The following is a 14,849-nucleotide window of genomic DNA, read 5'->3' on the forward strand; positions in this document are numbered from 1 at the left end:
ATATAATATAAATATTATACTTATTTTATATTTGATTATGAGTAAAGGGGTAAAGTAATGATTAAAGTATATGTATCAAGGTTTGACAGAGAAGTGGACAGTGAACCTCATTTGGAGTGTTATGAAATAGAACAGACACCTCAAATGAAAGTTTTAGATGCCATCAATGCCATTAATGAAAAATATGATGCCGACATCAGCATTAGAAGCTCATGTAGAGCAGGACAGTGCGGTTCCTGCGGAATATTATTTAATGGAAATGGGGCTCTTGCATGCCAAAAAGATATAAAGGACGGTGCAATAATTGAACCTCAAAATTTCCCAGTAATTAAAGATTTGATTGTTGATAAAAGCCAGATAGAACAGGAAGTAAAAGATTTGCAACTCTCTTTAAATCCTCAAAGACATGATGATAATTTAAATGAAAATCTAACTCCGGAAAATATTAAAAATACCAAAAAAGTTAGAAGCTGTATTGAATGCTATTCCTGTTTTGCAACCTGTCCTGTTATAAAATTCATTAAAACAAAATTTGGCGGACCTTACATAATGAGATATCTTTCCAAATTTGAATCAGACCCAAGAGATGAATTTGACAGGCTCGATGAAAGTTTAAAAGAAGGATTATACAAATGTACCAGTTGTGGAAAGTGTAAGGCTGTTTGTCCTAAAGATATAAACACCTTTGGAGATGCAATTGAACGTTTAAGGGAAATTGCATGCAAAGAAGGTAAAGGACCGCTTCCGGAACATGTTGCATTTAAAGAAAATATAGAAAAAACAGGAAGGTCAATCAAAGCTGAAGGGCCAAGTTTTATTGAAGAAGTTAAAAATGACAACGGTTCAAAAATAGCATTATTTACCGGATGTATGGTAGATAATAAATTACACCACATTGGAGAAGCATTAATTGATGTGCTTGAAGCTAATGGAATAACCATAGATATTCCTGAAGGACAGGTATGCTGCGGTTCACCATTAATAAGAACAGGTCAGACAGACATGGTTCAGGAACTTGTTGATAAAAACAATGAAGTTTTCAGGGATTATGATACTGTACTTACCATTTGTGCAGGATGCGGTTCCACCCTTAAAAATGACCATCCAAAATATGGATCCAATCTAAATGTAATGGACATCAGTGAATTTTTAGTGGATAAATTGGATACTGACAAAATGAAGGAACTGAACACAACAGTAACCTGGCATGACCCTTGTCATTTAGGCAGAGGTCAGGGAATTAAAGGCCAACCTCGTGACATTCTTGAACAGATTCCCGGAGTTACCTTTAAAGAAATGAAATATCCGTGCCAATGCTGTGGAGCAGGAGGTGGAATAAAAGCAGGACATCCTGAAATTGCTATGACTCTTGCAAAAGAAAAAGCAAAAATGATTGAAGACACTGGTGCAGAATCAGTGATTACAATCTGTCCGTTCTGCCAATACAACATTCAAGACGGATTGGATGCAATTGACCGTGAAGACATAAAAGCTATGAACATAATTGAGCTATTACAACTAGCTTATCAGAAAGATTAGATAAATAGGGGTTGATTAAAATAGGAGATGCAGCTGTAAGTGAAGAAAAAATAGTTGAAACCAACTTAAATTCACCAGAAGTCAAAGAAAAAACTAAAAGTGAAAAAAAATCAACCTCTTCGAAAAAATCAAAATCCAAAAAACAGTCCAGAGGAATAAAAATAGCTAAAGGTCCTGAAGATGATGGCGAAAAAGAATTAAGCAATTTTAAAAACAACATTTACATTGTTTTTGTAGAATGTGAAACACCTGGAAATATCGGTTTTCTTGCAAGAACTATGGCGAATTTTGGACTGAAGAATTTGGTTCTTATCAATCCACCTACTTTAACCCCTGAAGCATTTTATCAGGCAACACATGGAAAATACATTGTCGATAATGCTAAAATATATCATACTCTTGATGAATTCTATCAGAGCCAAAGGATAGACTTTAAAGTAGCTTCAACTGGTGTAGCCGGAGGAAGTTACAATCTCTCAAGAATCCCTGTAAGGCCTGAAAATCTTGGAAAAAACATCAATACCAACAATAAAACCGCTATTTTATTTGGAAGGGAAGGAAATGGACTTACAAATGAAGAAATTGAAGACTGCGACATTTGTGTTTCAATTCCAACTGATCCCACATACCCTATTTTAAACATATCTCATGCAGCAGCCATTATTTTCTATGAATTATTTAAAAATATGCATGAATATCCTGTTGAAGGCCTGGAAGAAAGTACAGCTATTGAAAAAGAATATGTGCTGAAAGATATGTATGACTTGATTGATGGTTTAGATATCCCTGAACACAAAAAGAAAAACGGACTCAAATCATTTAAAAATATTATTAATAGAGCCTACATTACAGGCAGAGAAGCCCATACATTAAAAGGAATTTTAAGACGTTTAAAAATGAAAATGGGTAAACAATGAGAAAAATTAGTTTTGCAGACATAAACATATTTATAGTAAACTACATCTTCAACTGGAGATTCAGAATAGCTAAATTAACTAAACAATCCAAAATAATAAGGAAAATCATTGACAAGGGATTATTTGAAGATGATGACGTTACAGTTATTCCAAATACAATAAAAATCAATAAAACAATAGAAGCTGAAAAATCTGAGTTTATTCCAACAGATATCTTGAAAGAAGTTATTGAAAAAATTGACGATATTGTAATAATGAACAGCTGCCTTTGTAGAACATCCAACAATTGTAAGGATTATCCTCAGGACATAGGCTGTATTTTCCTTGGGCCAACATCCAGAAAAATTCCGCAAAACCTTTGCCATAAAGCAAGTAAAAAAGAAGCCCAGGACCATGTTGATAAAGCAGATGCTGCAGGATTAAGCCATATAATCGGCAGGAATAAAATTGACTCTATTTGGATGAATGTAAAACCAAAAGAAGGCCTTTTAACCATATGTCACTGCTGTCCATGCTGTTGCTTGTGGAAAGTAATACCTCAATTAGACGACAAAATAAGCGATAAAATGCACAAATTAGATGGTGTGGAAATAGCTATTGATAACTCAAAATGCATAGACTGCATGAAATGTTTAAATGAAATATGCATGTCTGAGGCTATTAGTTTTAAAGACAATGCCATCCAAATCAATCAAAATAAATGCAGAGGCTGCGGACTCTGTGTTAATATTTGTAAACAAAATGCTATTACTTTAAAATACAACGATAAATCAATTGATTCAATAGTCAACAAATTACAAAATTTAGTTGAACTTTAAAAACCGAATATAAACTATTTTTTACAATGAAAGTTCATTAAAAAGACAAAACCAGGTTAAAATATTGTCACTTTCAAAAACTTGTGTGATTTGAATTTTCACTAGTTTTTGAGTCACGAATTTTTTTCGTTCTATTTTTTCTTTATTTTTAATTTAAAAGCAGTAAAATTAATATATTAAGTGGAGCTAATATATTAATATGTCTAGTATCAAAATAAAAGCTCCATATGAATTTATGGAGTCAAAACAATTTAAACTTTTCGATTTTGTTCCTGAGTTTTCTGAATTCCGTCAATTTGATGATCTTTCTCGATTTGGTTGCGAAAATATTGAGAATAATCTTATCAGATTGGAAAAAAGAGGTAAAATACATTTTGAGAATAGAGTTGCAATTTGTCCATCTTGTAAATCACATAATGCTGTTAAAAATGGTACTTATGAACGTAAACTTATTTTTTTAAGAATTGGAGAACAAATTTGCACTATTCAAAAATATAAGTGCATAAAATGCGGTAAAGTCTTTTATACTGATTTATTATCTCTTGTTTATTCTAATTCAAATATTACATTGCCTGTTATTGAATGTATTGAGAATTTATATCAAATTTATGGAGCAGGGCTCCATAAAATACGATTTGATTTAAAACAACAACATAACATTGAAATCTCACATCAAAGCATTGAAAACATCTTATTGAACTCTAATTATCAATTTAACTATGATAATTGGACTTATTCTGGATATTACTTATTTGATAGTCTTTGGGTTAAAATTAATGGTGAATGGAACTATATTTTAGCCTTATTCGACGTTAAATTGAATACTATCGTTTCCGTCAAATTGGTCGAATCAGAAGATTCTAAGACCATTTATCAATTTTTAAACGAATCTCTAAGAAATCAGAAAAAAATATCAATAGGCACAGACTTAAAACACGAATATCGTGAAGCCATCGATAAATTAAAAGTAAAACACCATTTCTGCAAATTTCACGTGAAACAAGCAGTAAACAAAAGATTTAAAGATTACTTTGACAAAAATCCATTATCTGAAGACGAAAAAGACATATTAAATTGTTTAAAACAGGACATTTATAAAATATTGGATGCAAAAGACTTAAATACTGCTAAAGAACTTAGAAACGAATTAATAAACAAAAAATATACAAAAAACAAGTTCACAAACAAAATTCTTTGGAAATTCATCATTCCTTACTTCAAAAAATTAACGACACACCTGGAAAACACGAACATCCCATCAACAAACAATAAAATCGAAAATATCTTCCAAAAAGTATTCCCAAAACACATAAAAAGAACAATGAAAATAGAACAAGGACTTCTAGCCAGATTCATGCTAAAACTAAATTATTGGAATTTAAACAATGAAAAAGAAAAAAATCACACAAGTTTTTGAAAGAGCCAAAATATTTTAAAAAAATTTTTATAATTGTAATTGAAGAAATATAATTACATAATGAAAATTTATGAATATTATTAAAAATGAAATAAAAAAGATTCTTTTTATTATGAACAAAAATTAAATTAATCGCTTATTCATTCAAAGAAAATAAAATAATCTGGAATTAATGTTAAGTTTAAACAATTATTTTGTCAAAAAAGAGTTTTTTGAAGTTAAAGGAGATAAAATGAGTGAAAATAGTAATATGCTATTAGGCGTTAAAGACAAACCTCCTGCAGTAAATTGGATTTTACTTGCTATACAGCATGTATGTGCTATGTTTGGAGCTACTATTTTAGTACCAATTGTTGTAAATACTACTGTTGGATCAGATGTCTTATCAATACCTGTAGCTCTTGTCACCTCTGGTATAGGTACTCTCATTTACATTGCATGTACTAGAGGAAGAAGTCCTGTTTATCTGGGAAGTTCATTTGCATTTATTGCACCAATGGTAGCAGGATATGCAATAGCTGGAAAAGCCAGTGTTTTTACAGCTATAATGTGTGTAGGAATAGTGTATGCAATTATTTCAACTATAATTAGAGTAGTTGGTAAAGAATGGATTAATAAAATATTGCCTCCTGTTGTTGTTGGGCCTATGATTATGATTATTGGTCTGTCACTTGCACCAACGGCAATCGAAGAAATTGGTTTGAATGCTAGTTCAGTTCCAATCACAAGTTTAATAATAGCTTTTGTTGCATTTTTAAGTACTGCAATTTTAGCAGTCAGAGGAAAAGGAATATTAAGAGTAATCCCATTTTTAATTGGAATTATAATAGGTTATATTGTAGCAGCACTTCTCGGAGTAGTTGACTTCTCCGGAGTTGCAAGTGCCCACATTATTGAAATTCCAAAATTCTACATACCATTTGTTGATTATAATCTTAATTTTGGAGCAATACTGACAATTGTACCAATTGCATTAGTAACTATGGTTGAACATGTTGGAGACCACAAAGTTTTAAGTGAAATTATCGGAAGAGACCTGATTCAGGATCCAGGTCTTGACAGAACTCTTTTAGGTGACGGTATAGCTACTTTTATTGCAGCACTTCTTGGTGGACCTGCAAACACAACCTACGGAGAAAATACATCTGTTGTAGGTATGACTAGAGTTGCATCTGTTTATGTAATTGGACTTGCAGCCATTATAGCTATTATCTTTGCATTTTCAGGACATTTAACTGCACTGTTAACTGCAATCCCTTCACCAGTTCTTGGAGGTATTTCAATCCTTCTTTATGGATTTATCTGTGTAAACGGTCTTAAAATCTTAATCCACAACCATGTTGATTTTACAGACACTAAAAATGTAGTTGTTGCAGCTACAATGTTAGTTTTAGGTTTAGGAGGAGCTACACTATCCATCGCATACGGAAATTTATCATTAGCTATTTCCGGCATGTCTTTAGCAGCAATCATTGGAATCATCCTTAACTTATGTATTCCGGAGGAAAAACATGAATGAAATTGTTCTGAACCATCCATTAATAACACATAAATTAGGTATTTTAAGGGATATCCATACAGGAACTAAAGAATTTCGTGAATTAATTACGGAAATTTCCACACTTCTTTGTTACGAAGCAACTAAAGATGCAAAATTGGAAAAAACAATAATAGAAACTCCTCTTGAAAAAATGGAAACCGGCAAACTAAATGAAGACAATTATGCAATTGTGCCAATTTTAAGAGCGGGAATGGGTATGCTTGATGGAATTATAAATGTAATTCCAAATGCAAAGGTAGGCCACATCGGTCTTTACAGAGATGAGGAAACATTCCAGCCTATTGAATACTATTTTAAAATGCCAGAAAATGTTAGTCAAAGAGAAGTACTGATTATTGATCCTATGCTTGCAACAGGAGGAAGTGCATCTGCAACTATTTCAAGACTTAAAGAAGAAGGAGTTAAAAAAATCAAACTTTTATGTGTTGTTGCAGCTCCTGAAGGAATTAATTTAATTGAAAAAGACCACCCTGATGTTCAAATTTACTGTGCAACAGTAGACAGAACTTTAAATGAAAGCGCATACATTCTACCAGGTCTTGGAGATGCTGGTGACAGAGTATACGGTACAAAATAATACTATGAATTATTCATAGTATTCCTTTTCTTTTTTAAAATACAGAATAGAAAGAGTTTAATTTAATCATATGACTCCTTCAAATACCAAAAATATACCATAACCTATGAAAATTAATACTAAATAAATAACAGATCCTTTTTTATAACCTTGTACAGTTCTAAGATCAAATGGAACAACATTATCCAAAATATCTGGAGACGCTATGAATATTTGAGTTAAAAAAGAAAATAAAAAATACAATATTGCCCAAATTAATGGATAAGTACCATAAATCAAACTAATTAAAATAGTCCTTATTGAAAATTCAAGACCTGCCATTGCATTAAGCTGACCCAGCATGAAATAAAATGGAGGGCAATAATCTAATTGTTTGGGTGTGACAATTATCTTATTTTCATAAGCATCGATCCTTAAAAACATCAAAATAAATGGGATAGGCATGGCAATAAGAAAAGCTGTTGCTACAATTATATTACCATAATGCAAACCCATTACAAAGAAAAGTATAGAAAATAATGGAGCAGCTGTTGTAATTAAAACAATAGCTGCTTTATAAGACATTCCTTCATTTCTTCCAGGAACAATGTAGTATCCATCATAGCCCAAACCATATTTTTCATCAATCCATTCTCTTTTATATATAACCATACTAAATAAAAAAGAAAACACACTATTTGCCAATAAAATCATAATAAGTTCATTGAAGCTCCATTTAAACAATACCTTCATTAAACCAAATAATAAACAACCAATCAATAAACTACCAAAAAAATATAAATTGAATATCCTTTGAGTTCATCATTAGGTATTTTGTCCCAACGACGAAATGCAAATCTAAAAATATTTTTCAAAATAACACTCCTCATTCATTTTTATGAATTATCATTAATAATTTCATGTACAAAACTTGGAAAAACGTCCCATTTAGCAACATCCTTAATTTTTTCTATAAACTGCACATCATATAAATTTTTCAAAATTAAGTCTTTAACTCCAAATTGAATAAATTTCTTTTCAAAGGTTACGCAAACACTTTGAAAAATAGGTTTACACACATAATAAACATCCACTTTTTTAATAGCATATCTAATAATATTTTCACCTAATTTAATATCTCCACCAACAAAAGGTAAACACCAAGCCATAACCGAATCAAATACAAAAAAAGCATAATCAACAGATGACGCATCATCATCAAACAAACCATCTGCATAAGCCAATATACATTCACCAATACCTGCTATAGCTATAGCTAAACATGCTAATTCAGGAGAACTCAATATTACACCTGCAAAAAGCAATATCGCACCTATAGAAATTATTTCACTACCTACAAATCCTATTGCTGTGGATATAATAAAATCTTCCCAATCAAAACCAATACTATTAATTTCATTAGTGATATTATTACTTGTTTCTTTAATCTCATTTATTCCTTGTATAACTCCATTAGTAAAATTACCCACAGAATCTAAATATTTACTCTCCAAAGAACTCATATTTAATAAATTATAACCATATTCCTCGCATCTTCAGTTATATTATCATGATAACAAGGCATAGCACAAATCAAACTATCAGAAAGCATAGCATCTCGAACAATACCAGTAGCTTTATCTAAAATTAAAAACATTCCTTTTTGATCGTTTTTAAAAATCAAATATTTATCATTAGCTAAAATATCCCATGAATTGTTATTTAAAAAATCAACAATCATAGATAATGTAACTGTTCCAATTTCAGTATTATTCCATATAAAAGTTCCAACCATCTGTTCAATAATGCTGTAACTAAAAGAACATGCAAACCTGAAATTCCAAATATTAGAATCATTTCCTTGAACTTTCATGCCCATACCATGATCAGATTCACCAGTAATATATACACTTCTATAATTATTACACATAGAGAAAACTACTGGAGAAACTCTATTCCAAGTTACATTATAATAATTAGCAAATTTATCCGCTAACTTATCATGTTCATAAATTACAAGTAAAGCTGATAAAAATGAACCATATGCTGCCTTCATTTCACCTGCAGACAATAATTCACCATAATCTAACCAATATTTTAATTTAGAATTAGATACATTCGAAGTAACAAAAGCAAAACTACGCAGTCCCTCATAACCAATATTCAAATTATTTTCATCAATTAAATTATCATAATAAATTAAACTAATTCTATGAATAGTATTATCTAAAAACTTTAAGTTATATTTTTCTTTTTCATCCCCAAACATTATATTTGGTGCATCATCAACACTAATTAAATAATCAAAACACTGAAGCAGTTATCAAACAAAATAAAATACATCAAAATAATACTTAAAATATCAAATTTATCCAAAACTTAAAAAATAATAACCCACAAAAATATATTATATTAATTTTGTTTGTGTGAAAAAATGGCTATTTTAAGTGATAAAACCATAAAAGAATATCTCGAAGAAGGCAAAATTGTAATTGATCCTTTGAAGGATGAACAGCAAATCCAACCTTCATCAGTAGATATGCGATTGGGTGATGAGTTTAAAGTCTTTAAGGTAATTAGAAAACCTTATATTGACCCGAAAGACGAAGAAGATATTGCAGAATACATGGAATCCAGTACAGTTCCTGAAGGTGAAGCATTTATAATCCACCCAAATGAATTTGCACTAGCTACAACACAGGAATATGTTAAAGTACCTGATGATTTAGTAGCTAGAGTTGAAGGCCGTTCCAGTATGGGAAGACTTGGTGTTACAATGCATGTTACAGCAGGATATGTTGATCCTGGCTTTGAAGGTAGAATAACCTTAGAAATATCCAATATCGGAGCCATGCCTGTTGCACTCTATCCTGGCCAAAGAGTATGCCAGCTAGTATTTGAAACTATGACTACTCCTGCAGAGTTACCTTATGGTCATCCGAAAAGAAATAGCAAATATATGAAGCAGTTAAAACCTGAATCTAGCAGAGTTAAACTAGATTATGAATTAAAAAAATAATGGAAGTTAATACTTATGAATCATGACAAAATGACAAATATCAGTGCAAAAAGAGGATTTTTATGGCCATCCTTTGAAATATATTCCGGAGTTTCCGGATTTACAGATTATGGACCTCTTGGAGCCAGCTTGAAGAATAATATAATGCAGAAATGGAGAAAACAATATGTTTCTGGAGAAGGGTTTTATGAAATAGAAGGCCCTACTGTAATGCCTAAAGAAGTTTTAAAAGCATCAGGACATGTTGACAACTTTACAGATCCAATGACCAAATGTGAAGAATGCGGAGAAGTATTTAGAGCAGACCACATTATTGAAGAAGTTATTGGTGAAGATGTAGAAAGCCTGGAAAATGAAGAGCTTGACCAGATAGTTATTGACAATGCCATCAAATGTCCGGAATGTGGCGGAAAACTTTCCAATATCTGGAATTACAATTTAATGTTTAAAACCATGATTGGAGCCAAAGGTGACAAAGTAGGTTATATGAGACCTGAAACAGCTCAGGGAATTTTTATATTATTCAAACGTCTTGAAAGATTCTTTAGAGGAAAACTTCCGTTTGGAGTTGTTCAACTTGGAAAAGCATATAGAAATGAAATTTCACCTAGGCAGGGAGTTATTCGTTTAAGGGAATTCACACAAGCAGAAGCTGAAATATTTTTAAATCCTAAAGACAAAAGCACCCCTAAATTTAGCCAGATAGCTGATGAAGTTTTACGCTTAAATTCCCAGGATGTTCAAATAAATAACAGCGAACCTTTAGAGATTACTGCCCGTGAAGCACTTGACAAAGGAATTGTAGCTAATGAAATGTTAGTTTATCAGTTATACTTAGCCAGAAAATTTTTAAATGAAATTGGTATTCCTAATGATGTTTTAAGATTCAGACAACACTTACCTGGAGAAATGGCTCATTATGCTCTTGACTGCTGGGATGTTGAAGTTAAAACCGACAAATATGGCTGGGTTGAAATAATCGGAATTGCTGACAGGGGAGATTATGACTTAACATCACACAGCAAATACAGTAATGATGATTTAAATGTATTTATTGAATATGATGAACCTAAAACAGTGAAAAAAACAGTTGTAAAACCTAATTTGTCCAAATTCGGACCAATATTTAAAGGAGATTCCCCTAAGGTAAAACAGGCAATTGAAGAAGCTGATGTAGATGAAATCAAACAGGCAATTGAAAATGATGGAAAATATGTAGTTAGCCTGGATAAGGATTATGAGCTAACTTCCGATTTACTGCTTTTCGAAGATGTTGAAGAAGAAATCTCCGGTGAAAAAATAGTTCCTCATGTTATTGAGCCTTCATTTGGTATTGACCGTATTGTTTATTCTGTTTTATTACATTCATTTAAAGAAACAGACACAAAAGATTACTTTAAATTTGCACCTTCTGTTGCTCCTGTTCAAGTGGGAATTTATCCTCTTGTAAACAAAGAAGGTCCTCGTGAAATAGCTATTGAAATAACCGACAAATTGAGAGAATCAGGATTTAAAGTTGAATATGATGTAAGTGGAACAATTGGTAAAAGATATGCCAGAGCAGATGAAATTGGTATTCCTCTTGCAATAACTGTTGATTTTGACAGCTTAGAAGATAATAAAGTAACTGTAAGAAACAGAGACAGTGAAGCTCAGGAAAGAATAGCTATTGATGAAATAAAAGATTATTTGGAAGAATATTATAAATGAGTAAAAAATACTCATTTATTAATCTTATTTTTAAAGTTTTCAAATAAATTTTCACCCCATTTAATGCATTCCTCTTTTTTAGAAGTTATTATTCTGTTTTGGTCAAAATTTCCGTCTTCCTTAAAAAGGCCAAGAATCATTACTTTATCAGTTACAACCAATAAGAAAGCATTTTCAATATTAAAAGCAGTTAAATCCACATTGTCATTTTCCAGATTTAAGAAATATTCAAAGTTCTCTTTAATGTTTTTGGGAATTATTAATTCAATATGGCTGCCCTCATCAATTAAATCATTTATATATTTATTAAAATCCCCATAGAAAAAGGGAAGAACACATTTTAAACTGGAAGCTTCATTTAACGCATGTTGAATTATATTATATGTTCTATAAACATCCTTTTCATTAGATTCAACTAAAATAGCTCTACCAAGCAGATATAATTGAGCTACTGATTTTTCAGGAATCAAATCTACAATATGAGCATCCAGAATATTAAAAAACTTATTAAATAGATTTATTGTATCCTTTAATTCCAAAATATTAGACACATATAGTTCAGTTGTATTTGAGATATGATACAAATTTCCGCTTCTATAAATAAATCCTCCCAGTTCCAGTCCAAACATGTTACTGGATATTGAGCTGTAACTTAATCCTGTAGTTCTATTAATGTCTTTCATGTTCAATGGCTGTTCATATAAAGTTGCCAAAATTTTCAACCTTACTAAAGAGTTTGTTATATATTTAATTTCTTCAGATATTGTTTCATAGTTTTCCATGCATTCTTGATTTTCATTCACAGGTATCACCAAAAAAGTATTACTGGCAAAGGTATTTTTAATACTAAAAAAATATAAAAACTCTCAAAGTGAGCAGATGTGTAAAATAACACATAAGAAAAATATAAAAATAATAACTCTGAGGCATTAATTTTTTTAAGATAGACAACCATAATACTAATCACAAAACAGACATTTTATAAGAAAGTGATTGAAATGATTGACACACATATGCATGGAGATTCAAGAAGTAGTGAAGATTTTGGCGAAATGTATTTATCTGGAATAGATACTGCAATAACTTGTGCTTTCTACCCGTACAAGCTAAATAATGAAAGCACCCTTTTAAATCATTTAGAGAGAATTCTCAACTATGACACCAAAAGAGCTAAAAAATATGGGCTTGATTTAAAAGTCGCTTTAGGAATTCACCCTGCAAACACAAGTGTAAATCCCGATTTAATATATGAAAACCTCTACAAATGGATTGAAAACAAACAGATAATAGCTATTGGAGAAATAGGTCTTGAAGATTTAACAGATAGTGAAATAGCCATCTTTAAAAAACAGCTAGATATTGGTGAAGAAACTAAAACAAAAGTTATTGTTCACACACCACGTAAAAATAAAAAAGAAGTTTTAAAAGTAATTCAGGACATTGTACCGCAACATATTGACCCGAAACTAGTCGTTATTGACCATATAAATCAAAATGTAGCTGAAGATGTAATTGACAAAGACTACACATTAGGATTAACAGTACAGCCTCAAAAAATGGACAAAGAAGAAGCAATAGCTATATTGGATGAATACGGATTTGACAAATTCCTCTTAAATAGTGACATCAGCAATAAACCCTCAGATCCTTTGTCCGTTCCAAAAACAGTACGTGAGCTTGAAAAATTAGGATACAAAAAAACAGAAATAGAGAAAGTAGCATTTAAAAATGCTGAAAAATTCTTTAAAATATAAGAATTTTCCTACTTTCTAACTAAACTGACTCCTTTTGGAGCTATAATAATTAAATTTTTATCATTGCAGCGGGAAAGTAAAAGTGCTTCTGCACCATAATTACTTCTCATTTGTTTAATTTTTTCACCGGCAAGTTTGAAATTAGCCGGACTTTCTTTTTCTAAAAAAGATAAATCTAAAATAACAGGATTGCTTTCTTCAAGAACTTGGTCTACAACATAATTAATATCATCAATAGTTTTCGGCCTTATCAGCATTATTTCATAGAAAGACTGTTCCGGAGAAATAGACACATCATCATAATAGCTATGGCTACTTAAATCTGAAGCATTATTATTTGACATTCTAAAGTCACTAGAAGGGGTACTTGGTCTTCTATAATTATTTTGCTGTTTATTATGTAAAGATGTATCTTCTTCAAAACCTAAACTTCTTTTTAAAGCATCAGTGAAACCCATTTAAATTACTCTCCTAAATAATCAAATATCGCATCTAATAATTTTGAAGCACCATTGTTATAAACATCCTCTACAGGCAGGTTATATTTGTGTTCAAAGTATTCAGCATCTAAATCCAATTCAGCATTTTTAAGATTAATTGAAATTCCTACAACTTTTGTAGGTTCAACAGCTTCAATAGCTCTAATTTCTTCTTCAATGCCTCTAGGTTCCCTATATGGATGATTTGGTCTGTGTCCAATAATAACTGCATCAGGAGCAGCACCAATTAAAATAGCGGCAGATAAACCTCTTGGATGAGGATTTCCCTTTTCGGTTAAACTGGACTGACCTTCAATGAAAATAATATCCGGTTTTTTAGTTTCTTCAACATATTTAATTGCAGACAACACTGCTGCAGGAACGTCCATAGCTGATAAACTTCCTGCTCTGAAATTAAATTCTGTAGGTTCCTCAAGACCCATTTCATCAGTAGAGATAACTGCTGAAGTTAAGCCTCTTTGAGTAGCTGCAATTCCCAATTTCTTGGAAGTGGTTCTTTTACCGCATTCCTGAGAAGTTCCTCCAACAAAGATTACTGGAGCTTTAGGTTCATATGAGATTTTCGGTAAAACTTCACATGACTTTTCAGGAGCTATTCCAGCTATTTTTTCAACAACATCTAACCTAGGACCTATTTCTTTGATAATTAAATTTTTTGAATCAGCAAATTTTTTTAAAGAAATATTATCTTCAATAGATAATGACCTAAATGAAGTTATAACATTTAAACCAGCATCAATAGCCTGAACAGCATATTTAATAGCAGATCCTTCAGCACCAATAGGCAACATAATAACAAGGGAATTTGCAGAAGTTCCGCTTAAACATTCTTCCAAACTACCAGAAACAGTTTGACCGCAAAACTGAGTTCCCTGTTTATTAACATCATCATCTATAAATCCAACTGCCTCAATACCTTCAAGATTGGAGAATTTTTCACCGCCTCCACCACAACCAACAACGATGAATGGATTCAAATCTTGAAGTTCTTTAACAGAATTTACTGAATACAAAAATATCACTCCTATAACTTATAATTTATAACAACTGTGTAACAA

At 31.3% G+C, this 14,849-nt stretch carries 15 protein-coding genes; 9 read left to right on the forward strand and 6 right to left on the reverse strand.

What is annotated here, in order from left to right; translation table 11 throughout:
• The first annotated feature begins 57 nt into the window (after positions 1 to 57).
• The 6 genes from tfrB (at position 58) to upp (ending at position 6,829) form a co-directional block, all read left to right on the forward strand.
• The gene (gene tfrB, locus MSM_RS01945) at positions 58 to 1,539 is read left to right on the forward strand and encodes a fumarate reductase (CoM/CoB) subunit TfrB (RefSeq protein ID WP_011953861.1); all 1,482 of its coding nucleotides are present in this window, start codon (positions 58 to 60) and stop codon (positions 1,537 to 1,539) included.
• Between the two features lie 11 nt (positions 1,540 to 1,550).
• Positions 1,551 to 2,456, forward strand: a complete 906-nt coding sequence (locus MSM_RS01950; protein ID WP_011953862.1) for an RNA methyltransferase — start codon at positions 1,551 to 1,553, stop codon at positions 2,454 to 2,456.
• Complete coding sequence (locus MSM_RS01955; RefSeq protein WP_011953863.1) at positions 2,453 to 3,274, forward strand: indolepyruvate ferredoxin oxidoreductase subunit alpha; 822 nt, start codon at positions 2,453 to 2,455, stop codon at positions 3,272 to 3,274. The genes MSM_RS01950 and MSM_RS01955 overlap by 4 nt, the downstream gene beginning before the upstream one ends.
• A 199-nt stretch (positions 3,275 to 3,473) precedes the next feature.
• A complete protein-coding gene (locus MSM_RS01960; protein WP_011953864.1) occupies positions 3,474 to 4,691 on the forward strand; it encodes a DDE-type integrase/transposase/recombinase in 1,218 nt (405 codons plus the stop codon).
• 232 nt (positions 4,692 to 4,923) lie between these two features.
• On the forward strand, positions 4,924 to 6,210 hold the full coding sequence (locus tag MSM_RS01965; RefSeq protein WP_048058666.1) for a uracil-xanthine permease family protein: 1,287 nt from the start codon (positions 4,924 to 4,926) through the stop codon (positions 6,208 to 6,210).
• Positions 6,203 to 6,829, forward strand: coding sequence for a uracil phosphoribosyltransferase (upp, locus tag MSM_RS01970; protein WP_004036837.1), 627 nt, complete (start codon positions 6,203 to 6,205; stop codon positions 6,827 to 6,829). The genes MSM_RS01965 and upp overlap by 8 nt, the downstream gene beginning before the upstream one ends.
• A 66-nt stretch (positions 6,830 to 6,895) precedes the next feature.
• Here upp and MSM_RS01975 read toward each other — a convergent pair whose 3' ends face one another.
• The 3 genes from MSM_RS01975 to MSM_RS01985 all read right to left on the reverse strand — a co-directional run bounded on the left by MSM_RS01975 (position 6,896) and on the right by MSM_RS01985 (position 9,077).
• Positions 6,896 to 7,480, reverse strand: a complete 585-nt coding sequence (locus tag MSM_RS01975; RefSeq protein WP_233144485.1) for a hypothetical protein — start codon at positions 7,478 to 7,480, stop codon at positions 6,896 to 6,898.
• 224 nt (positions 7,481 to 7,704) lie between these two features.
• Positions 7,705 to 8,331, reverse strand: a complete 627-nt coding sequence (locus MSM_RS09345; RefSeq protein WP_011953866.1) for a hypothetical protein — start codon at positions 8,329 to 8,331, stop codon at positions 7,705 to 7,707.
• Between the two features lie 2 nt (positions 8,332 to 8,333).
• Positions 8,334 to 9,077: a hypothetical protein gene (locus tag MSM_RS01985; RefSeq protein ID WP_011953867.1), complete on the reverse strand. Its 744-nt coding sequence runs from the start codon at positions 9,075 to 9,077 to the stop codon at positions 8,334 to 8,336.
• A 165-nt stretch (positions 9,078 to 9,242) separates the two neighbouring features.
• Between MSM_RS01985 and dcd the strand changes: the two genes are divergently transcribed.
• Positions 9,243 to 9,827 (forward strand): dCTP deaminase, encoded by a 585-nt coding sequence (dcd, locus tag MSM_RS01990; protein ID WP_011953868.1) that lies wholly within the window; start codon positions 9,243 to 9,245, stop codon positions 9,825 to 9,827.
• Between the two features lie 15 nt (positions 9,828 to 9,842).
• On the forward strand, positions 9,843 to 11,537 hold the full coding sequence (gene glyS, locus MSM_RS01995; RefSeq protein ID WP_004032145.1) for a glycine--tRNA ligase: 1,695 nt from the start codon (positions 9,843 to 9,845) through the stop codon (positions 11,535 to 11,537).
• A gap of 11 nt (positions 11,538 to 11,548) precedes the next feature.
• Here glyS and MSM_RS02000 read toward each other — a convergent pair whose 3' ends face one another.
• Positions 11,549 to 12,340, reverse strand: a complete 792-nt coding sequence (locus MSM_RS02000) for a helix-turn-helix transcriptional regulator (protein ID WP_011953869.1) — start codon at positions 12,338 to 12,340, stop codon at positions 11,549 to 11,551.
• Between the two features lie 195 nt (positions 12,341 to 12,535).
• On the opposite strand from MSM_RS02000, the gene MSM_RS02005 reads away from it, so the two are divergent.
• Entirely contained in the window at positions 12,536 to 13,291 is a 756-nt protein-coding gene (locus MSM_RS02005; RefSeq protein ID WP_011953870.1) for a TatD family hydrolase, read from the forward strand.
• Between the two features lie 8 nt (positions 13,292 to 13,299).
• On the opposite strand, the gene MSM_RS02010 is transcribed toward MSM_RS02005, so the two are convergent.
• A complete protein-coding gene (locus tag MSM_RS02010) occupies positions 13,300 to 13,749 on the reverse strand; it encodes a cell division protein SepF (RefSeq protein ID WP_004032150.1) in 450 nt (149 codons plus the stop codon).
• 5 nt (positions 13,750 to 13,754) lie between these two features.
• Positions 13,755 to 14,804, reverse strand: coding sequence for a DUF1611 domain-containing protein (locus MSM_RS02015; protein ID WP_011953871.1), 1,050 nt, complete (start codon positions 14,802 to 14,804; stop codon positions 13,755 to 13,757).
• Between the last annotated feature and the right edge of the window lie 45 nt (positions 14,805 to 14,849).

Origin of the sequence: Methanobrevibacter smithii ATCC 35061, assembly GCF_000016525.1 — an archaeon.
Classification (GTDB): Archaea; Methanobacteriota; Methanobacteria; order Methanobacteriales; family Methanobacteriaceae; genus Methanocatella; species Methanocatella smithii.